Below are 20037 nucleotides of genomic sequence, written 5' to 3'. Positions count from 1 at the left end.
GGTCAAATCATTGAGGGATCTAGTCCCCGAACAACCGGGATAGGAATCCGCCTGAGTCGTCCGTATCCGACGCGTCTTCCGTGGTGGCTGACTGCTCGGTATCCGTGCCGGTTTCGGCCGCGCCGTTCAATAGGTCGGTGACGGAATACCCAATCCACTCGGCAAATTCCTCGGGTGCGCCGATGTAGACGCTCGTGGACGACTTCTCGGACATGAAGCGCTTGGGGAGACGCTTCTCGTAATCGTACACCTCGTATTCTTCGCGGTCGAAGTCAGCTGTGATGGCATTCGGCTCTGACTCGAACGTGACACGGCCGCCCTGAATGTCGCGCTGCCACTTCAACCGTCCCGTATCGTACGTTTTCTCGGCTGGCTCGTCAGCGGGGAAGTACTCGGGCTGCTTTCGACCCGCTTCGTCGTAGAATTCGCGGACAATGCGGCGGACGTCTTCGATCGTGCCGTTCCCGTCAGTCCACGGTTGTTCGGTAAGCATTCGGCGGGCCACGTAACTGAAGATCGGGTTCTGCCGTTCCAGGACACCCGACAGGTCTTCTTGTGCTTCGCGGAACCCCGGATCTTCCGGGTTGGAAGGGAAGGAGACGTCCATACTCAGGATTTTCATCCGGTTCCGGAACTCAGACTTTGGGAGCGCGTCGTTGGTGGTGAAGATGAGGCACGGCTGATCGACGCTGGTGGGTGTCCAGTCACCCCAATAGTTTCGGATCGGGCTCCACCGCTGGATCTTCTCTTTCTCCGCGTCGATGATGGCGTACGGGAAGCACGTGTCCCACTCGCGGACACCGCGGACTTCCTTGACCCCGACGTCGTCTGCGTCTACGCCGGAGATGACCGTGTTATCGGAGACGAGTCGCAGGATGTACTCGGTGAGTTTGTCCTTCCCCGCGTCGCTCTTCCCTTCGATGTAGAGGTGCTGCAGGACGTTGTCCAGCGTTCGTGACGGTGATGATAACGCCTCGGCGTACTGGTTGGCGAATGGGGCCCAGAACCCGTAGAGGAACGCCTCGTACATCTGCGCCATCACTGCGGTCTCGGATTGCGTGTGGCCGTGGTTCTGGACGGTCTCGATGTAGTCTTCGATGGTTTCGAGGCAATGATCCAGGACTTCAGGGGTCGGCTCGTCGGTGGCGACGAGAATCATCTCGTCGTCCTCACCAATCACGACTTGCTCTGCCTCTGGAAGGACGGACATCGTCGGGATGGACGTCGATTCCTTGACCTGGTTGTTGTACGCGCTCAGTGGCGCGGTGATGCTGTGGTCCTCGACGGTCGCGCCACGGTCACGAAGTCCGGCCCCGAACTCGTCGGCAGTGTCTTTGTCCACCTTGCTGGTTCCCATCCGTATCTTCTCGTCGGGCGCACGAACCCGCGGCCGATCAAGTCCGTCCGTCAGCCCCGTTTCGTGATCTGACTCAACGAGCCCGACATCCGGAGACTCGTTCTCGTCCGGAGCATCGGTCGAACCGTCTTCGTCTGTTGGCTCATCCGGTTCGATGACATTTCGGTCGGCGTTTTCAGGGTCTTCGACAAACGCAACTGTCTCCTCGGCTTCCTCTGGGTCGTCAACGACGGCAGTGACTTGATCGGCGACGTCTTTCAGGTCCTCGACGGCGTCCTGATTCAGGGCGGCAGTGTCGCTCACGTCAAGGTCACCAGCACCAACCCAGTACTCGATTCGGTTCTCCCGCTCTTCCGGTGAATCGGCGTCCTCCAGTGCTTCGACAAGCCCTTCGAGGAGTGTCTGGTCGCTGTACCCGTCGCGGTACCCATCGATGAACCGCTCGAACTCTTCGTCCAGTTCGGTCCCGACATCGGTCGTGATGACGGAGATCTGGTTCGTGTGGTACTCCCAGGAGTTCCGCGAGAGGTTCGCCGACCCTTGGACGAGCTTCACCGTGTCGTCCGGCATGACGATTCGGTAAATTTTCGAGTGGACTGTCTTCCGGTTCTTCAATCGAATCGTGAGTCGATCGTCCTGTCGCAGTCGCACGAGCGACCTCGCCGTCGAGACTTCGTTCACCTGGTCAGCGTAGTCTTCGGCGTTCCCGATGAGTACGTCCAGTGAACCGATGTCGTACTCCGTCAGCATCTGTACCATCAGCCCAGGTGTCTCCGCGTACGTCACGGCGTCCACGTGACGAGCGCCTGCGAACAGATCAAGAAAGTCAGCGCGCTCTTTCACCATCGCCAGACGGTATTCCGCAGCACCGGAGCCGTAGAATTCCGGCATATCTGCGAATCGGTCGAACGAGATATTCGCTGTCAGTTCGTCCATACACAGGGCAGCAGTCTGAAACGAATAAACCCGTGCCGTGGAGCGGTAGTGGAACATACGCTGAGACGCCCAGAGACACTCACTAACCCTCGCTATTGAGAGACCATGGCGAGGATCATGATCCAGCGGGAGTCCTTGTCTCTCACCCGCGATCGAGGTTGGGGAGACTAACGTCCGGCAGAATGTACGTACTCACGTACTTGTGGACGTACGCATGGATGTACACGAGTACGTACACAGAGATGTACTTGAGCCGAGGGTGTATTATGTGACTCCATACGGTCTTTCAGCACCGCATATTCTTGAGCGCTCGACAAGGGGCCATAGCTTCCATTTCATCGGCGGCGGGTTCGATGGAAGCCCGAGAGCCGGTCGTGATTGAGGTACGATACGTAGAGTCCCAAGTAGTATCAGTAGAGTCTGTGAATCAAGGTGAAGATGTGTACGAGTTCAGTATCTAGCTTGAGAATTCGGGATTGATTATATTGCGCTTGATGCAGAGGTTACCCGTCCACAGTCCGCAGGTGTGAGCGATACGTAGTGGGAAGCGGATTGCTGAATGTCGTATGTGGGCGGTTACCCCATTCGGTCGAGTGCGTCTTGCCGGTCTTCTACAGGCACTTGATCGTATTTCATGGTTGTCTCAGGGCTCTTGTGCCGGAGTTGGGCCTGCGCTGCCGCTAAGTCTTCCTCCCGAGTCATGTAGGTCCCAACCGAGTGCCTGATCGCGTACCAGCTCATCTGTCGGTGTTCCGTGTCGATATCGGCGATCTCACAGAGGTTCTTGAGGAGGTAGCGAAGCGAGCTCGTACTGTACGGGTTGTTTTTTCGCGTCAGCCAGATCGCGTCCGTGTCCTCGTAGTCTGAGTGCGCTTCGCGTTCTTTTAACCACTTCTCTAGCGCTCGTGCGGTTCGACTCCGGAGGCCGACGACCCAGTTATCGCGGTTCTTGGAACTGTCCTCTTTGGGGATTCGAAGGACCTCGTTGTCAGTATCAATCCAGCCGACCCGCGACCGATTCACCTCAATCGGACGGAGTCCAGCATCAAGACTCGCCCATACGAGCGAGGGGATCTTCCAACTGTTCGCTTTCTTCCAGTCGGCGGGCTTGACGTCTGATTTCGGTTTCTCGAAGCGCTGGGAGAGGTAGCGTCGCCACCGGTCTCTCTCGCTTGGGGTAAGGTTGTTGTAGTTCGGTACGGACCCGTACTCTAAGGCGGCTTCGCGGACTGCACCTCGTTCGTCTCTGGTCAGGTATTCGCGCGGATTTGTACTGGAATCTTGCGTGAAGGTGATCTTGGGGTCCCACTCACTGAGGCCGTGTTCGTGTTTCCGCCATTTGAATAGCATCTTGATGGCTTTCTGGCAGTTGCACTTGTGGGTCTGGCTGACGTCCCGCTTTGCGAGGTGCGTCATCCACGCGTCTGCGTGGTCGTGGGTGACGTTTGCGGTGTATCCGTTCTCGGATTCCCAGACGAATCGATAGAACTGGTCCATCCGGTTGGCGCGCGGTTTGACGGTTCCGCGAGCGTACCCCTCGGCTTTGTCTGGTTCTTTCCCGAAGGTTAATAGCCATGTGAAGCAATTCTTGCGTTCGGATCGGTAGTCGAGTTTCTGGCGTTCGTTCAGGTACTGTGCTGCAGGCTGCGTAACGACCGAGAACTCATCGAGGTCTACCATGTCGGAAACCCCCGGAGAGCGCTGTTATCCCGCTTGGTCAGTCCTGGTATAAAGGATGGTGGGGCAAGTGGGTTAATCGCTGTACGGCGTCGGGGTAGTCGAATCCTGGTTTCTTGGGTGGCCTGAAGCAATGGTGAACACACTCATTGTTCACAGCCAAAATCGCAAGACGGCGGAAAGAAGGAGTGCTCCGTCAGGGATTCGAACCCTGGTCCTTGCCGTGAGAGGGCAAGATGATTGGCCGGACTACACCAACGGAGCGGTGCGCTTCTTCGCGTTAATCCGTTACGCTGGTATAATTAAAACCCTTGCGTTTCAGCGTCGCCGTGGGGTGGTTTAGCGTCCGTCGTCGTCCTCGTCCTCGAACGGCGAGCCGACCGCATCGGGTTCGTGGCCCGCGAGGCTGACGATGTTCTCGCGGCCGACGCGGAGCTTGCTGATGCTGCCGTCGTCCTCCATGTCCGAGAGCAGCATACTGACCTTGGACTTCGACCAGTCGGTTTCGTCGACGATGTTGGACTGGCGCATCCGTCCGCCGTTGTCGTTCAGCAGTTCGAGGACGCGGTCCTCGTCGGTGAGCAGCTCCTCGTCGGGGACGCTCGGCCCGCCGGTCGCCGACGCGGTGGTCGCCCCGGCCGCGTCGGACGGTTCGTCGACGGCTACCGCACCGTCCCCGTCGCTGTCGTCGCGACGGCGGAGCCAGACGACTGCACCGGCGATACCGGCGAGGACGAGCCCGATCATGACGGGCAGCATCGGGAGGGAACTGCCGTCGCTAGCTTCGCCAGGGGTCGTCGTGGTTGCGTCGCCCGGGTCCGACGTGGTGCCGTCACTGCCGGTGGTTCCACCGCCGCCTCCACCGCTCGTCGTCGTGGTCGCCGTGGTCGCCGCCGTCTCGGGGACGTAGACGACGCGTGGGCGCTGGTCGGAGAAGCTACGCTCGCCCTGCCAGGTGACGCTGTCGCTCCCTGCCGGCGTGGGTGCGGAGAACTCACCGGCTGGCGTGACGTTCTCGAACGCGAGCCCGTCCCCCGTGAAGAAGACGAGCGACTGCGCGGGACCGATGTAGAACCCGCCTTCGAACACGTCCGCGACGACGACTCGGTCGCCCGTCGTCTGTGCGAACGTGGACCAGCGGAACGACATGGTGACGATGCCGACGTGGCCGTCGAACGTCGGCTCCTCGCTGGCACCCCGGCGGAACGCCGTCGCGGTCATCTCACGGCCCGTCTCGTTGCGACCGAACGCTACCAGGTTTCGCGCACGGCGCTCGAAGTTGGTGTACAACTCGGTCTCGTTCGACTCGAACTCGTCCGCGAAGGACTGGAACTGCTCGCGCTCGGTCTCGTTCGAGAGCTGGCGCTCGTAGCGGATCGCAAAGCGGGCGGAGCCGTTCTCGAAGACGCGGATTCGGAACTGTGTGCGGTCGAACTCCTGTGCACTGCCGAGCGGGCCAGTCGCATTCGGAGGAGCGTGGGCCGACTCGTCCGGGATGGGTGCGGCCGCTGTGGCACCGCCGGCGAGCACGACTGCGCTCACCGCGAGCAGGACGAGCGCTCCGACACCGAGTAGCCGACGCATTCGTCCCCCCCTACTCGGGGAGGGATTAAGAACGCTAGGTCCGCGCGTCGAGCTGCCGACCCCGTGCGACGACGGTCTCGACCGACGACCAGACCTCGGCCGAGGTCCGCGGATCGTCCGGGAGCAGTACCAGGTCGGCACGCAGCCCCGGCTCGACCTGGCCTGCGTCGACGCCGACGAGGTCGGCGGCGGTCCGCGTTGCGGCCTCGAACGCCGCCTCCGGAGACATGCCGTACTCCACCATCAACGCGAGCTCGTCCGGGATGTCCGCGAACGTGTTGAACGGGGTGCCGGCGTCGGTCCCCATCGCGATGGTCACGTCCGCGGCGAGCGCGTGCTCGAACGCCTCCTCGAACGCGGCCTCTGCCTCCCGGGCCTTCTCGACGGCGTAGTCGGGGATCGGCGCGTCGTCGGCGTGCTGGATAATGCCGACGAGCGCGCTCGCGGTCGGCACCCAGTACGTGCCGGCCTCGGCCATCTCCTCGGCGGCTCTGGCGTCCATGAACGTGCCGTGTTCGATGCTGTCGATGCCGGCCTCGACGGCGTTCCGGATACCCGCCGTCCCGTGCGCGTGAGCGGCCGTGGGAACGTCTTTGGCCCTCGCGGTCTCGACGAGGGTCTCGAGTTCGTCGGGTGCCAGCTCCGGCGCGCCAGTGTTCGCGCCCGGCGTGAGGACGCCACCGGTGGCCATGCACTTCACCACGCCGGCACCGGCCTTGAGCTGCTCACGCACCGCCTTCCGTATCTCGTCAGGCCCGTCGGCTTCGCGACCGAACCAGTGGCCGTGCCCGCCGGTCATCACGACGTTCCGACCGCAGGCGACGACTCGGGGACCGGGAAGGACGCGCTCGTCGACGGCGGCCGCAGCCTCGAGCGCGATGCCGTCGGGCGCGCCGAGGTCACGGACCGTCGTGACGCCCGCGGCGAGGGCGTCGCGGAGATTGCTGGCCGCGCGGAAGGTGAGGGACGCAGTCGAGCGGTCCGTGTCGCTCGCCGGGTCGGGGCCGGCGTCCATCATCAGGTGGACGTGTGCGTCGACGAGTCCCGGTGCGACGTACGCCCCGTCGGCGTGGATGGTGGTGTCCGCCGCCACCTCGGTGGCAGGTTCGACGCGGGTTATCTCGCCGTCGCGAGCGACCACGTCGGCTTCGCGTGCGCCGCGATGATCGACGACGGTGCCGTCACGGACGACGAGCGTGTGGCTCACGCGTCGCCCAGCTCCGTTGTCTCCGCGTCCGTCACACGCTGCTGGACGCGGGCCGCGGCGTCGCGGGCACCGTGCTTGCTCGCGTAGCCCTCGCCGCTGTCGGCCAGAATGCGGCCGTTGTCCGCGACCAGTCGCCAGCGGTACTCGTCGGCCGTGTCGCGGAACACCTCGAAGTGGGTGTCCTCGAACGACGGGATGGCGGCGTCGGGCGCGTGCTCGCGGATGCGGCCGATGGCCTCGCGAGCACCTGATCTGGTACTGTAGCCCTCGCCGCTGTCGGCGATGATCTCGCCGTTGCTTGCGATCAGTCGCCAGCGATGCTTCCCGGCACGGTCCTCGTACAACTCGAAGGTCGCGACCATACCGGTGGTTCGACGAGGGGTCACAAAAAACTGGACCCGCGCGGGATGACGGTTCGCACGGGATGTCCAGTCGACGCGTAGAGTGGTGGTGGATTGGCGTCGTGGTGGTGGTTGGGGGTGTGCCTCTGACCAGAGTCGCGATGGGGGTTGGGTGGGGGTCGTCCAGTCAGGGTGGATGGCAGCAGACGAACGGGTAATCCGAGTCTGCCGTCACACCCTATCATCACGTCTAGCCTACACATACATAAAATCACCGGGAAAAATCGCTAATGGTTATCAATGAATTCTTGCCAGGGGGACCATTGGTCATGCACCGCTCGAATTGCCATTAGATAGAAATAAAGGGAGCGCCCAAGTAGTAAGTACAAGCCGAAACCCGGAGCGTGTTACCATGAGACTACGACAACCCACGGACTTCCTGATACTCGAAGCACTGCAGGCGCAGGGTCGCAACGTCGCGACGAACCTCGCCCACCACACCGACAAGAGCCGCAAGAACATCAACAGCCGACTCCCGGTGCTAGCCGACTACGGTCTCGTCGAAAAGATCGGGCCGGCACAGCGGTCCGGCCTCTACGAAATCACGAAGAAGGGCCGCATCGCGTTGATGTACCAGGACAAGTACGACGAGGTCGAGGACTTCGGCTCCCTCATCGAAGGCCCTCACGCGAGCGACCCGCAGGCCGACAGTCAGGACCAGGCGGTGCTCGCCCGCGGTGCCGACGAGGACGAGGAAGAAGACGACGAGTAGCGGCGGTCCGAATCGTTCTGACCCGGAGCGGCGACGCGGCTGCCGCCTGATCTCCCCGCGCTTCTGGGTTCACAGACCTCCATCGAGAACCGACGCGAGCGGCTGCGTCGCTACGGTGCGAGCCGGTTCTTCCGGTTTTTCATCTCCGATTCGTAGTAGTCGAACGTGATGGGACACCAGTCGCTCGCGAGGTCGAGGACCCGCTCGGTCATCTCGCGGATCTCCCACTGGGCGTCGGCCGCCGCGCGCATGTCGGCGACGTGCATCAGCATCCGGGCGTTCATCGACATCACCATGTTCACCTTCGTCCCGATGGGCAGCACGAAGCGTGCGTCCTCCGGCGGCATCCCCAGGTCGAGCAGCTCCTGGTAGTCCTCGACCGACTGCCGGACCGAGCGCTGGAACAGCTCCTCGCGCTTCTCGATGGTCTCGTCGTCGACCGCGCCGGTGCGCTGGTTGCGCCCCACCCAGTCGGGGTCGGAGGCGGACGGCGGTGTCACGACCATCGCGCCCTCCTCCACCTCGGCGGGGTCGACGTCGTCGAAGGAGACGTACCGCATCGACTGCACGTCGAAGCTGACGTGCCGGTGGCGGGTGATCTGGGCCATGCAGGAACGGCTGATTCCCTTCACCGCGAACGTGATCTGGGGGTGCTCGAACGGGCCGAAGTGGCCGTGGTCGAGCAGGTGGCCGATGAGCGTCTCCTGTTTCTCCTCGACGCTTTCTCCGTCGATGTTTTCCATCACCGTCTCGAACGACTCGTCCCCGACGTACCCGTCGTAGTAGTCGTTGCGTGCGGCCGTGCAGATGAGTTCCTCCGGGTCCTCCGTGGCCTCGAGTAGTTGGACCTTCATGCGTGTCGTCGTACTGGCTCTCGCGGGGGAGGGTAAAAATTCGGTTCCATTCGTGTCGCCCGCCGGAATCACTACCCCTAAACCACCACCATCCCAAGCGACGACGAGATGAGCACGTCCGAGGAGTGGACGTTCCCCGACGACGTCGACCGCGAGGCAGTGCAGGACGCCCTCGTCGAGTGGTACGAGGCCGACCACCGCGAGTTCCCGTGGCGACGCACCGAGGACCCCTACGAGATACTCGTGAGCGAGGTGATGAGCCAGCAGACCCAGCTCGGCCGCGTCGTCGAGGCCTGGGAGTCGTTCCTCGACCGCTGGCCGACGACCGCCGCCCTCGCCGACGCCGACCGCGCGGACGTGGTCGGCTTCTGGACCAGCCACTCGCTCGGCTACAACAACCGTGCCAAGTACCTCCACGAGGCCGCCCGACAGGTCGAGGAGGAGTACGACGGCGCGTTCCCCGAGACACCCGACGAGCTGCAGGAGCTGATGGGCGTCGGCCCGTACACCGCCAACGCCGTCGCCAGCTTCGCCTTCGACAACGGCGACGCCGTGGTCGACACGAACGTAAAGCGCGTGCTCTACCGCGCGTTCGACGTGCCCGACGACGACCCGACGTTCGAACGCGTCGCGGGGGAACTCATGCCCGCGGGCGAGTCCCGCGTCTGGAACAACGCCATCATGGAGCTCGGCGGCGTCGCCTGCGAGAAGACACCCTCCTGTGACGCCGCGGGCTGTCCCTGGCGCGAGTGGTGCCACGCCTACGAGACGGGTGACTTCACTGCACCCGACGTGCCCACCCAGCCGTCGTTCGAGGGCAGCCGTCGGCAGATGCGCGGGCGCGTCGTCTCGGTGCTGAAGGAGTACGACGAACTCGGACTGGACACGCTCGGCCCGCGCGTGCGGGTGGACTACTCGCCCGACGGTGAGCACGGGCGTGAGTGGCTCCGTGGGCTGGTGTCCGACCTGGCCGACGACGGGCTCGTGGACCTCGACGAAACCGGCGAGGAGCCCGTGGCCCGACTCCAGCGGTAGCGCCCGGGTCGAAGCGCCGTACGCTGTTTCCGAGCGTGAAACCGAAGCAGGGTGTTTTCTACGGTGGCGGCTCCAGCCTCGGTTGTACTCATGAAACTGGACCAGTTCGCCGAAGCGAACGCTCCCGTCGAGGAGGGGGCTGGCTTTCAGAAGGAGAACAACCGATTGCTGCGGGCCACCGTGGACGGGACGCTGCAAATTAAGGCCGGCTCGATGATCGCCTACACGGGCGAGCTGACGTTCACCGGCAAGTCCTCCGCGGAAGGTGGGCTCACCGGGTTCGTCAAGGACGCCGTCTCGGGCGAGGGAACACCGATCATGGAGGCGGAAGGCTCCGGGACGATTTTCGTCGCCGACCAGAGCAAGAAAGTGCAGATCCTCTCGCTGGACCCCGGCGAGTCGATCTCCGTCAACGGGATGGACGTGCTGGCGTTCGAGTCGACCGTCGACTACGAGATACGAACCGTTGGCGGCCTCTCGGAGGCTGCCGCCGGCGGGCTGACGAACGTCTACCTGACCGGCCCCGGCGAGGTGGCGATCTCGACGCACGGCGACCCGCTCGTGATGCGGCCGCCGGTCAAGACCGACCCCGACGCGACGGTCGCCTGGAGCGCGGACCTCTCCCCGTCGATCGGGACGAACAAGCTCATCGAGATCGGGCAACAGTCTGGCGAGTCGATGCAGATGGAGTTCACCGGCTCGGAGGGGTTCGTCGTGGTCCAGCCGGAGGAGGAAGGCGGCCAGCTGTGAGCTAGCTCTGGATCAAACCCCGAGGTAGCCGTGGCGACCTTGCGTAGATGTGTAGTGGGCGGCGGTCCCGGTGTCGGCGGCACGCTGTAGTCGGTCCCCTCCGTTGCACCGGTCTCGCTCGTCGCCCAAAGTGGGACGACTCGAAACACGTATTCTTCGTAGACGGTATCGAGATTCGTCGGACCCTCGTCGTCCGTGTGTTCTCGACACAGAGCAGCCGTCGCCTCGACCGCGCCGTGAACCCCCTCCTCCTGATAGCGTTCGAGGACCTGGAACGTCGCCAGAACATCGGTTGCGTGCTCGACGTTCGAGGAGCACCTGCGTCAGGCTGAGAACGAGCTGCTCACGAACGCGGGGCACTTCCTTCGGTCGGTTGGCGGCGACCTCGACGGCCGACCCGTTCCGGGTCGAAGTGGGACCGCAGGACGGCTCGACCGCCGACTGAGTGGGCGGGCGGGTCGTGGCCGACCGACAGTCCACGGCCGCTGTCGGCTCAGTCGTCGCTCGGGCCGGCGACGGCACCGCGGGACACGTCGCTCGTGTGGCCCAGGTGACGCGCCCAGACCAGCAGCATGCTCGGGAAGACGAACACGCTGACGAGGAACGACAGCGAGAGCGCGAGCACGACGAGCATCCCGAACGAGCGCAGCTGCGGGCTGGTGTGCAACAGCAGCGTGGCGAACGCGCCGCCGGAGGTGAGCGTACTGCCGAGCAGCGCGCCACCGGTGCCGGTGACGGCGGTCTGGAGCGCGGCGACGGGGTCGTCGCCCTGCGAGAGCTCCTGTGCGAAGCGGTCGCTGATGTGGATGTTGTAGTCGACGCCGAGGCCGACCGCGAGGCTCAACAGCAGCGCGGTGAGCAGCGTCACGGGGGTGTTGGTGACGTACATCCCGGCGAGCACGAGCCCGATGACGAGCGTGATAGGGACGACGGTGAGCACGCCGAGCGTGGCGCTTCCCTCGGTGAGCCGGTAGATGAGCCCGAGTACGATGCCGATGATGCCGAGCGCGATGAGCATCGTCTCGACGATGCCGTCGGCCATCTGGCCGAGCTCGGCGTTGGAGAACGTCGCCCTGCCGACGGCGGTGGCGGTGTAGTCGCCGTCGCCCTCGGCGACGTCGGCGACGCCGTGCATGGCCGCGGCACGGTCGTCGACCTGCAGCCCCTGCTCGACGGGGACGAGCAGCCGCATCGTGCGGTACTCGTCGTCCGTGCGCTCGACGACCCGACCGGCCTGCTCGGGGTTGGCCTCGTACAGCGCGTCGTAGACACCGGCGACGTTCCGGTCGGGAAGCCCGTCACCGTCGGTGTCGGCGTCGGACAGCACCGCGGCGAACTCCTCGTTCTGCGCGGCGACCCGCTCCATCACGGACAGCGGCGAGACGATGGGAACGGACCCGGCGCGGCTGAACACCTCGTCGCGCTCGGCCGCGTCCGCGCTAGCTCGTTGGACGCGTTCGAGCGCTGCCGGGTCGGTCACGTCGCCCTCGACGAGTATCATCGTGTACCGCTGGGCGTCGCTCTCGGCCTGGAACCGGTCGTCGACGTAGCGGTCGTTCTGGTACCACTCCGTCTCGGTGGCCTCCCACGCGAGCGGGCCGGGGAGATCCGTCTTCCACTCGGCGACGTCCTGTGAGGTCTGGTAGCCCTGTCGGTCGAGGTCGGACCAGGCGGCCGCACCGCCCGCCCCGGCGAGCACGGCGACGACGATGATCACGGGTGCCGCGACGCGGGCGGCCCTGACGCCGGCACCGAGCACCGGGGCGAGGTATCGCCCGCGCCCGAGCGGTGCCTTGCGGCGGTCGAGACCCACCCGTTCGAGCAGGCCGTCGATGCTGACCTTCAGTGCGGGCACGAGCGTCGTGAACACGACGAACGCCGAGACGACGCCGAGCGTGATGCCGATGCCGAGCTGGCGGATGCTGCCGAGCGGGCTCGTGAGGTTCGCGAGGAACCCGACGGCGGCAGTGATGGTGACGAGCAGCAGCGCGACGCTGACCGACGAGAGCGAGCGGTACATCGGCTCGCGGATGCCCTCGCCGTCGCCGCGCTGCTCGCGGTAGCGCATGAACACGTGGAGGCCGTAGTCGATGCTCAGCCCGGTGATGAGCACCGGTCCGATGATCATCGTCACGCCCGCGGGGATGCCGAGCCAGCCGAGGATGCCGAACATGCACAGCACGGAGACGATGACCCCGAAGAAGCCGACGAGGACGTCGACGAGGTCGCGGTAGGCGAAGCCGAGCACCGCGAGGATGAGCAGCAACGCGGCGGGCAGGATGAGCTCGGTGGTGTCGGCCCAGACCTGCTGGCTGTAGCCCTGCTGGGCGTGCTGCCCGACGGTGAAGAACTCGGCCCCGCCGCGCTCACCGGCCGCCTCGTAGAGGCTGCGCTGGGCGTCGGCCGGCGGGCCGAAGTTGTTCGCGCCCTCGGCGCTCGTGAACGTGAACACGGTCCGACGGCTCTCGGCGGTCGCGGTGCCGGGCTCGTAGCTGTTCGGGAGGAGCCGCAGCGCGGGCGAGCCCTCGGTGAACGTGCTCTCGACGACGGCACGCACGTCGGACTCGCTCGCGGCTTCGAGCGCTGCGACCTGTTCGTCGAGGCTCGCGTTACGGTCGCCGGCGAGGCGGGTCGCGACGACGTTCTCGACGCCGGTCACGGCGCTGTCACCGGTGAGCGCACCGGTGACGGACTCGTTCGCGCGGACCTCGCGCTGGTACGCCAGCGAGGCGAGCAACGACTCCTTCGTGAGCACGTTCCCGTCCGTCGCCCGGACGTAGACGTTGGAGTAGGTGACGTTGCTCGACCCCGCGTCGCCGTAGTGTTGCTCGATGTAGTCGGCCTTCTGGGCGACGGTGGTGTCGCCGAGGGCGTCGCTGTCGGTGGAGCTGTTCCCACCGGTGTCGAGCTGCGTGATACCGCCGATGAGGCCCGCACAGACGACGAGCATCACGAGGAGGACGATTCTGTTGTGGTCGGTGACAGAGCGGATGACCCTGTCCAGGGGACCCCCAGTCATGGTGTAGTCGGAGTGAGGATAGCGTTCTCCGTATAAACCCCTCCCCAGTTTCAGTCGCAGAAACTTACGCTGACGTGCTACCAAGACACACGAAAGCGGCTCCCGACCTGTTGGTTTCTTGTCGCTGGCTGCGATGGAGGGAGGCATGTCGAGTGCGACGCAGTCGCTCACGGAACCGGCCGTCCTGGCACACACGAAGCGACGGCTGTTCCCCGACGACGGCGAGGCGGCCTACGCCGTCGCGGACACGCAGTTCGCACGGACGAACTGGGTCGCCGACGCGGCAATCGCGCCCGAGGTGACCGAGACCCTCGCCCCGTTCAATCACGTCCAGGTCGGCTCGGGCTATCCGGACCTCGTCGGCGTCCGGAGCCTCGACTCCGACCTGCTCGCGGTCGAGCGCTTCGGCGACACGCCACCCCTGGTCGCGGTCGAGGCGAAGGGGTACACCGAGGCAGCCGGCGTCGACGTCCAGCGCGGTGTCGTCCAGGCGTACGACCGGCTCCACGAGGCGAACGCCGCGTACGTCGCCGCCCCCGTCCACGCGGTCTCCCAGTCGGACCGGACCCTCGCCCGCGAGCTGAACGTCGGCGTGCTCGGCGTCGGCGCGGACGGGTCGGTCGCGACGCTCGAACGCCCGCGTGTCGTCGGTAACCGGACGGCGGGCGAGGCCACCGCCATCCGCTTCCAGGCGAGCGCGCAGGGCGTCGCCGAGCAGTCGTTCGGCCTGAACCACCCGAAGAACTACGTGGCGTACCCGGTCGCGCTGGCCCACGACGGCGACACGGAGACGCTGCTGGCCGAGCACGTCGTCGCCGCCACGGACAGCGCACGCGGTGGCGCGACCTTCCTCGGGCTGGTCGAGTCGGACGGGCCGCGGGAGCTGCTCACCCCGCTCGGCCGCGAGGTCGTCCGGTTCGCGCGGCGCGAGCACGGCGACCTCGACGCGGCACTCCGACAGTTCGAGGACTGGCAGCGCTCCCGAAAGCGGTTCTACGACCTCGCGCCGCGCTGGGGACTCGTCACGCGACGCGTCGTCTTCGACTACCCGGCCACCCAGCTGCTCGTCGAGGAGCTCCAGTGTCTCCACGACGACGGCTTCCCCGAGCCGTCGCTCCCGCAGTTCGTCAGCTACCTGCACGAGCTGCACCCGTCGTTCACGGTCGAGCTGTTCCTCCGCGGCGACGAGTCGGTCCGCGAGCGCGTGCTCACCGGCGACGGGGAGCTTCGGACGGAACCGCTGTCCGACGGCTCGGTCTACCACTCCCCGACGGTGTTCCAGCTGAAGGCGCTGTGCTACCACGCGGGCATCCTCACCGAACGTGGTGCGGAGCCGTCACGACTGGAGCCCGAGGAAGACGTGTGGGCGCTGTGCGAGCCGGTCTGACCCCCGGCGAGTTCAGATCTCGACGGCCCAGAGCCGATAGTCCGGAGACCGGCCGTACACCTCGGTGAACACGTCGTCGACGAGCTGTGCGACCCGGTCGTCGTCGGTCCGCACCGTCAGCCGGGCGTGCGTGCCCTCGGCCTCCTCCGGGCTGACGAGTTCGTCGATGGTCGCCGACGGGTAGTCACGGACCAGCGTCTTCAGCCGGTCGAGCTCGTCGTCCGTGCAGTCCAGCGCGAGCGTGTCGTCGAAGTACTGAACCCACGGCGCGCCGTGGCCCTGCTCGGCGTCCGTCTCGTCCGGCTCGGTCGTCAGCGTGACGTACGGGCTCCCGCGCTCGCGGTGGGCGGCGAACGCGTCGACGACCAGCCGGCGGCGTTCCGCGGCGTCCGCGGCGTCGAATCGGGTCATGACGTGACGTTGCGGGAGTGGCTGGAAGAACGTGGCGTGTTCCGGTTGCCCGACTGTCCACCCAACACGATTGCCGCCGATGGCTCCGCGATACGAAAACATTACTTGCCGGCGAGAGAGGATTCGGGTATGGCCCTCAGGACACCGCCGTTGCGCGGACGCCACGAGGAGGCCGGTGGGTCGTTCACGGACTTCGGCGGGTGGGAGATGCCCGTCGAGTTCGCGGGCATCCGCACCGAGCACGAGGCGGTCCGCGAGGCCGTTGGCATCTTCGACGTCTCGCACATGGGCGAGGTGGAGGTGTACGGCCCGGACGCCACGAAGCTGATGCAGCGGCTGACGACGAACGACGTGACGGCGCTCTCGCCGGGTGATTCCCAGTACGCCTGCATCACCGACGAGGACGGCGTCATCCTCGACGACACGGTCGTCTACCGGCGACCCGACGAGGACGAGACGCCGACCTACCTCTTCGTCCCGAACGCGGGCCACGAGGACTGGATGGTCGAGCGCTGGACCGAGCACCGGGACGAGTGGGACCTCGACGCGACCGTCGACGACCGCACCGAGGACTACGCGATGTTCGCGGTGCAGGGTCCGGACGCGGAGGCCCACGTGCAGGCGGCGATGGCGAACGGCAGCGAGGTGGCGTCGCTCTCGCGGTTCAGCGCGACGATGGCGACCGTCGCCGGCGCGGACTGTCTGGTCGCCAGAACCGGCTACACGGGCGAGGACGGCTTCGAACTGGTCGTGCCGTGGGACGCCGCCGAAGACGTGTGGGACGCGTTCGACGGCGCCGAGCCGTGCGGGCTCGGCGCGCGCGACACGCTCCGGCTGGAGGCCGGCTTGCTCCTCTCGGGGCAGGACTTCGACCACGAGGAGAACCCGCATACGCCGTACGAGGCGGGCATCGGGTTCACCGTCAAGCTCGACACCGAGTTCGTCGGCCGCGACGCGCTGGAGGCCCAGAAGGAGCAGGGCGTCGACGAGCGGCTCGTCGGGGTCCGCCTCATCGACCGCGGCATCCCCCGCCACGGCTACGACGTGACCGACACCGACGGCGAGGTCGTCGGGACGGTCACGAGCGGGACGATGAGCCCGACGCTCGACGAACCAATCGGACTCGCGTACGTACCGACCGACCTGGCCGACCCGGAGACGCACCTGCGCGTCGTCGTCCGGGACCGACCGAAGAAGGCCGTGGTCGAATCGCTCCCCTTCTACCAACGATAACAATGAGCTTCGAGACACCCGACGACCGGAAGTACAACGAATCGCACGAATGGGCACTGCAGGACGGCGACACCGTCCGCGTCGGCATCAGCGACTTCGCCCAGGACGAACTCGGCGACGTGGTCTTCGTCGAACTCCCCGACGTGGGCGAGGACGTGACACAGGGCGAGGCGTTCGGCGTCATCGAGTCCATCAAGGCCGTGTCGGACCTCTACGCGCCCGTCACTGGCGAGGTCACCGCGGTCAACGAGGCGCTGTTCGACGCGCCCGAACAGGTCAACGAGGACCCCTTCGGCGACGGCTGGATGCTCGAGATCGGGCTGTCGGACGAGGCAGCGCTCGACGAGCTGCTCGCCGCTGACGAGTACGCCGACCAGGTCGCCTGAGTCGGCCCCGTGCTTTCGTCGGTGCCGAACGAGCACCGTAGCCGCGGCCTCGTCGACGTGTTTCAGTCCCGGGGAACCGGCGAGCGCAGCCGGGAGCTGCGGTGGCAACATCTGCCGCGAAGTGTGCAGGAACGAGCGTAGAACGCACATTCCATTGCTGGTTGTATGCAGCTATGTGCATACTCCGCCGCTCCGAACCACGGTAATCATATGCCAGTAGTCCCAACCGCGTCCCGTGACCCGAACCACGGCCGTGGGACAGCCACGGGCGAGTACATCAGAGTGACATCATGAGCGGACACCACACAACACAGGGAAGCCCCTTCGCGCCGCACACCGCGACCGACACCGAGGCGATGCTGGACGCCGTCGGCGTCGAAACCGAGGCCGAGCTCTTCGACATCCCGGACAGCGTCCGGTTCGACGGCGAGTTCGGCATCGAGCCACGGAGCGAGCGGGCGATTCGGGCGGAAGTCGCACAGACCCTCGAGAAGAACGACGACCTGGTGGAGCTGCTCGGCCGGGGCCACTACAGCCACTACGTCCCCTCGCTGGTCGACCACCTCTCGCAGCGCTCGGAGTTCCTCACCTCGTACACCCAGTACCAGCCGGAGGTCACGCAGGGGTTCCTGCAGGTGCTGTTCGAGTACCAGTCGCTGCTGGTCGAGCTGACGGGCCTCGGCGTCGCGAACTGCTCGATGTACGACGCCGCGACGGCGCTCGGCGAGGCGGCGACGCTCGCCGACCGCCTGCGCCAGACCTCGGGGACGCGTGTCCTCGTTCCCGAACACCTCGCCGACGGCCGTCGCGAGGTGCTGGCGAACTACGTCGGCGGCACCGACCTCACCGTCGAGGAGTATCCGATGGACGACGGGAACGTCGACGTCGAGGCGCTCGGGGGCGCACTCGACGACTCCGCCGTCATGGTCTACGCGGAGAACCCGACGGTGCGAGGCTGCGTCGAAGAGTCCCTCGAGACCATCGGCGACCTCGCACACGACAACGACGCGCTGTTCTGCCTCGGCTCCGACCCCGTCTCGCTCGCGCTCCTGCAGGAACCAGCGAGCGTCGGCGCGGACGTGGTCGTCGGTGCGGCCGACGTCCTCGGTCTCCCGACGAGCTACGGGATGGGGATGGGTCTGTTCGCCACGCGCGAGGAGTACGTCCGGCAGGTGCCCGGCCGTCTCGTCGGCGCGAGCACGGACGACACCGGGCGGCGGACGTACACGCTCACGCTCCAGACCCGCGAGCAGCACATCCGACGCGAGCGCGCCACCTCGAACATCTGCACGAACCAGGCGTGGGTCGCGCTCCGGGCGGCCATCCACGCGTCGTCGCTCGGCCCCGACGGGCTGGCCGACCTCGCAAAAGAAGCCGTCACCGACGCCCAGGCACTCGCCGACCGCGTCACCGAGGTCGTCGGCGTGAAGGCCCCGGTCCACGACCGCCACCACGTCCGCGAGTTCGTCGCCCACACCGACCAGCCCGCGCCCGCGGTCGCGGCGGACCTCGAGGACGAGGGCTACGCGGTCCACGTCCTCGGCGAGCACCACATCCAGCTCAACGCGAACGCGCTGGGGGAGAACGAAGTCGACGAGTTCGTCGACGCTCTCGCGGAGGTGGCTCGATGAACTACGACCAGGCGCGCTGGACCGACGACGACGAGCGCTACGAGCCACTCCTCAGCGAGAAGCACACCGCCCCGGCGGACCTCGACGACGCGCCGTTGCCCGACGAGCTGACCCGTGACTCGCTCGAACTACCGGACCTCTCGGAACCCGAGCTCGCCCGGCACTACACGCGGCTCTCGGAGATGAACTACGGCGTCGACTCCGGCCCGTACCCGCTCGGGTCGTGTACGATGAAGTACAACCCGAAGTTCACCGAGGACGTCGCGGCCATCGAGGCGGGCGCGGTCCACCCCGACCGCTCGCCCGAGAGCGTGCAGGGCAACCTCGAACTGCTGTACGACCTGCAGGACTACCTCGGCCGCATCGGCGGAATGGACGCGGTGACGCTCCAGCCACCCGCCGGGGCCGCAGGCGAGTTCACCGGCGTGCTCGTCGCGAAGGCGTACCACGAGCACAACGGCGACGAGCGCTCGGAGATCATCGTGCCCGAGAGCGCTCACGGCACCAACTTCGCAAGCGCCGCGCTCGCGGGCTTCGACGTGGTCTCCCTGCCCGGCGGCGACGACGGCCGCGTCGACCTCGACGCGCTCGAGGCCGCGCTCTCGGAGGACACTGCGCTCCTGATGCTGACCAACCCGAACACCCTCGGACTGTTCGAGCGCGACATCGAGGAGATATCCGAGATGGTCCACGACGCCGGTGGCCTGCTCTACTACGACGGCGCGAACCTCAACGCGCTGCTCGGCCGCGCCCGCCCCGGCGACATGGGCTTCGACATCATGCACTACAACGTCCACAAGACGTTCGCGACGCCCCACGGCGGCGGCGGCCCCGGCGCGGGCCCGGTCGGCGTCGTCGACGAGCTGGCCCCCTTCCTCCCGAAACCGCAGGTCGAGAAGCGCGACGGCACGTACGACCTGTTCGACCCCGAACACTCCATCGGGAAGGTACATGGCTCGCTGGGCAACTGGCTCGTGCTCGTCAAGGCGTACGCCTACATCGCCCGGCTCGGTGACCCCGGACTCTCGGACGCCAGCGCGAAGGCGGTGCTGAACGCGAACTACCTCGCTACCCAGATCGAGTACGAGGTACCGTACGGGCCGTTCCACCACGAGTTCGTCGCGAGCGCGGGCGACCAGGATGCGGCCGACGTCGCAAAGCGGATGCTCGACTACGGCGTCCACCCGCCGACGACGAAGTGGCCCGAGATCGTCGGCGAGGCGCTGATGACCGAGCCGACGGAGATCGAGAACAAGACGACGCTGGACCAGCTCGCCGACGCGTTCAACGCGGTCGCCAACGAGGACCAGGACGCACTCGCGGCAGCGCCCGAGCGCACGGCGGCCCGGCGCATCGACCAGACCGGTGCAGCGCGGAACCTGCGGCTCTCCTGGCAGGCACTCGACGACGAGTAGTCGCCCGGCGCAGCTCCGTCGAAGAACCGGGACGACCGACTC

General features: G+C 66.1%; 16 protein-coding genes, 1 tRNA gene and 1 pseudogene. 9 read left to right on the top strand and 9 right to left on the bottom strand.

The features are described from left to right. Positions 1-19 precede the first annotated feature (19 nt). The 6 genes from NO978_RS03020 to NO978_RS02995 form a co-directional block, all read right to left on the bottom strand. The gene (locus NO978_RS03020) at positions 20-2293 is read right to left on the bottom strand and encodes a hypothetical protein (RefSeq protein ID WP_369684086.1); all 2274 of its coding nucleotides are present in this window, start codon (positions 2291-2293) and stop codon (positions 20-22) included. Between the two features lie 576 nt (positions 2294-2869). Beyond that, on the bottom strand, positions 2870-3973 hold the full coding sequence (locus NO978_RS03015) for a site-specific integrase (protein WP_257298036.1): 1104 nt from the start codon (positions 3971-3973) through the stop codon (positions 2870-2872). A gap of 186 nt (positions 3974-4159) precedes the next feature. After that, positions 4160-4234 (bottom strand) — tRNA-Glu (locus tag NO978_RS03010). A 75-nt stretch (positions 4235-4309) separates the two neighbouring features. Then, a complete protein-coding gene (locus NO978_RS03005; protein WP_257298035.1) occupies positions 4310-5554 on the bottom strand; it encodes a helix-turn-helix domain-containing protein in 1245 nt (414 codons plus the stop codon). A 34-nt stretch (positions 5555-5588) separates the two neighbouring features. Beyond that, positions 5589-6761 (bottom strand): amidohydrolase family protein, encoded by a 1173-nt coding sequence (locus NO978_RS03000; RefSeq protein ID WP_257298034.1) that lies wholly within the window; start codon positions 6759-6761, stop codon positions 5589-5591. Beyond that, positions 6758-7123 (bottom strand): YegP family protein, encoded by a 366-nt coding sequence (locus NO978_RS02995; protein ID WP_257298033.1) that lies wholly within the window; start codon positions 7121-7123, stop codon positions 6758-6760. The genes NO978_RS03000 and NO978_RS02995 overlap by 4 nt, the downstream gene beginning before the upstream one ends. 391 nt (positions 7124-7514) lie before the next feature. Between NO978_RS02995 and NO978_RS02990 the strand changes: the two genes are divergently transcribed. Beyond that, positions 7515-7874, top strand: coding sequence for a winged helix-turn-helix transcriptional regulator (locus NO978_RS02990; RefSeq protein ID WP_257298032.1), 360 nt, complete (start codon positions 7515-7517; stop codon positions 7872-7874). Between the two features lie 110 nt (positions 7875-7984). Here the strand turns inward: NO978_RS02990 and thyX are convergent, their stop codons facing one another. Next, positions 7985-8728 carry an FAD-dependent thymidylate synthase gene (thyX, locus tag NO978_RS02985; protein ID WP_257298031.1) on the bottom strand — a complete coding sequence of 248 codons (744 nt, stop codon included), beginning with the start codon at positions 8726-8728 and terminating at the stop codon, positions 7985-7987. Positions 8729-8836: 108 nt separating this feature from the next. Between thyX and NO978_RS02980 the strand changes: the two genes are divergently transcribed. The 3 genes and pseudogenes from NO978_RS02980 to NO978_RS19885 form a co-directional block, all read left to right on the top strand. Further along, complete coding sequence (locus NO978_RS02980) at positions 8837-9763, top strand: A/G-specific adenine glycosylase (protein WP_257298030.1); 927 nt, start codon at positions 8837-8839, stop codon at positions 9761-9763. Positions 9764-9853: 90 nt separating this feature from the next. Continuing rightward, positions 9854-10513: an AIM24 family protein gene (locus NO978_RS02975; RefSeq protein WP_257298029.1), complete on the top strand. Its 660-nt coding sequence runs from the start codon at positions 9854-9856 to the stop codon at positions 10511-10513. A 282-nt stretch (positions 10514-10795) separates the two neighbouring features. Beyond that, positions 10796-10958 (top strand): annotated as a pseudogene (locus NO978_RS19885) (XRE family transcriptional regulator); the annotation flags it as partial. A gap of 48 nt (positions 10959-11006) precedes the next feature. On the opposite strand, the gene NO978_RS02970 reads toward NO978_RS19885, so the two are convergent. Then, positions 11007-13532, bottom strand: a complete 2526-nt coding sequence (locus NO978_RS02970; protein ID WP_257298028.1) for an RND family transporter — start codon at positions 13530-13532, stop codon at positions 11007-11009. Positions 13533-13677: 145 nt separating this feature from the next. On the opposite strand from NO978_RS02970, the gene NO978_RS02965 reads away from it, so the two are divergent. Next, complete coding sequence (locus NO978_RS02965) at positions 13678-14919, top strand: hypothetical protein (RefSeq protein ID WP_257298027.1); 1242 nt, start codon at positions 13678-13680, stop codon at positions 14917-14919. 12 nt (positions 14920-14931) lie between these two features. Here the strand turns inward: NO978_RS02965 and NO978_RS02960 are convergent, their stop codons facing one another. Further along, the gene (locus tag NO978_RS02960; protein WP_257298026.1) at positions 14932-15330 is read right to left on the bottom strand and encodes a hypothetical protein; all 399 of its coding nucleotides are present in this window, start codon (positions 15328-15330) and stop codon (positions 14932-14934) included. A 129-nt stretch (positions 15331-15459) separates the two neighbouring features. On the opposite strand from NO978_RS02960, the gene gcvT reads away from it, so the two are divergent. The 4 genes from gcvT to gcvPB all read left to right on the top strand — a co-directional run bounded on the left by gcvT (position 15460) and on the right by gcvPB (position 19995). After that, positions 15460-16563, top strand: coding sequence for a glycine cleavage system aminomethyltransferase GcvT (gene gcvT, locus NO978_RS02955; protein WP_257298025.1), 1104 nt, complete (start codon positions 15460-15462; stop codon positions 16561-16563). A gap of 2 nt (positions 16564-16565) precedes the next feature. Next, complete coding sequence (gene gcvH, locus NO978_RS02950) at positions 16566-16949, top strand: glycine cleavage system protein GcvH (protein WP_257298024.1); 384 nt, start codon at positions 16566-16568, stop codon at positions 16947-16949. Positions 16950-17239: 290 nt separating this feature from the next. Then, positions 17240-18580: an aminomethyl-transferring glycine dehydrogenase subunit GcvPA gene (gene gcvPA, locus NO978_RS02945; RefSeq protein WP_257298023.1), complete on the top strand. Its 1341-nt coding sequence runs from the start codon at positions 17240-17242 to the stop codon at positions 18578-18580. Beyond that, positions 18577-19995, top strand: a complete 1419-nt coding sequence (gene gcvPB, locus NO978_RS02940; protein ID WP_257298022.1) for an aminomethyl-transferring glycine dehydrogenase subunit GcvPB — start codon at positions 18577-18579, stop codon at positions 19993-19995. The genes gcvPA and gcvPB overlap by 4 nt, the downstream gene beginning before the upstream one ends. Positions 19996-20037 lie beyond the last annotated feature (42 nt).

The organism is Haloarchaeobius sp. FL176, assembly GCF_024609245.1.
Classification (GTDB): Archaea; Halobacteriota; Halobacteria; order Halobacteriales; family Natrialbaceae; genus Haloarchaeobius.
Note: the sequence above shows the minus strand (reverse complement) of the source record. Positions and strands in the feature narration are given on the sequence as shown.

What these genes read in the sequence shown, in the direction of transcription:
- gcvT (WP_257298025.1), top strand. Translation starts at nt 15,460, where the DNA reads ATGGCCCTCAGGACACCGCCGTTGCGCGGACGCCACGAGGAGGCCGGT.
- gcvH (WP_257298024.1), top strand. Translation starts at nt 16,566, where the DNA reads ATGAGCTTCGAGACACCCGACGACCGGAAGTACAACGAATCGCACGAA.
- gcvPA (WP_257298023.1), top strand. Translation starts at nt 17,240, where the DNA reads ATGAGCGGACACCACACAACACAGGGAAGCCCCTTCGCGCCGCACACC.
- NO978_RS03015 (WP_257298036.1), bottom strand. Translation starts at nt 3,973, where the DNA reads ATGGTAGACCTCGATGAGTTCTCGGTCGTTACGCAGCCTGCAGCACAG.
- NO978_RS02990 (WP_257298032.1), top strand. Translation starts at nt 7,515, where the DNA reads ATGAGACTACGACAACCCACGGACTTCCTGATACTCGAAGCACTGCAG.
- NO978_RS02980 (WP_257298030.1), top strand. Translation starts at nt 8,837, where the DNA reads ATGAGCACGTCCGAGGAGTGGACGTTCCCCGACGACGTCGACCGCGAG.
- gcvPB (WP_257298022.1), top strand. Translation starts at nt 18,577, where the DNA reads ATGAACTACGACCAGGCGCGCTGGACCGACGACGACGAGCGCTACGAG.
- NO978_RS02995 (WP_257298033.1), bottom strand. Translation starts at nt 7,123, where the DNA reads ATGGTCGCGACCTTCGAGTTGTACGAGGACCGTGCCGGGAAGCATCGC.
- thyX (WP_257298031.1), bottom strand. Translation starts at nt 8,728, where the DNA reads ATGAAGGTCCAACTACTCGAGGCCACGGAGGACCCGGAGGAACTCATC.
- NO978_RS02965 (WP_257298027.1), top strand. Translation starts at nt 13,678, where the DNA reads ATGTCGAGTGCGACGCAGTCGCTCACGGAACCGGCCGTCCTGGCACAC.
- NO978_RS02960 (WP_257298026.1), bottom strand. Translation starts at nt 15,330, where the DNA reads ATGACCCGATTCGACGCCGCGGACGCCGCGGAACGCCGCCGGCTGGTC.
- NO978_RS02970 (WP_257298028.1), bottom strand. Translation starts at nt 13,532, where the DNA reads ATGACTGGGGGTCCCCTGGACAGGGTCATCCGCTCTGTCACCGACCAC.
- NO978_RS03005 (WP_257298035.1), bottom strand. Translation starts at nt 5,554, where the DNA reads ATGCGTCGGCTACTCGGTGTCGGAGCGCTCGTCCTGCTCGCGGTGAGC.
- NO978_RS02975 (WP_257298029.1), top strand. Translation starts at nt 9,854, where the DNA reads ATGAAACTGGACCAGTTCGCCGAAGCGAACGCTCCCGTCGAGGAGGGG.
- NO978_RS03020 (WP_369684086.1), bottom strand. Translation starts at nt 2,293, where the DNA reads ATGGACGAACTGACAGCGAATATCTCGTTCGACCGATTCGCAGATATG.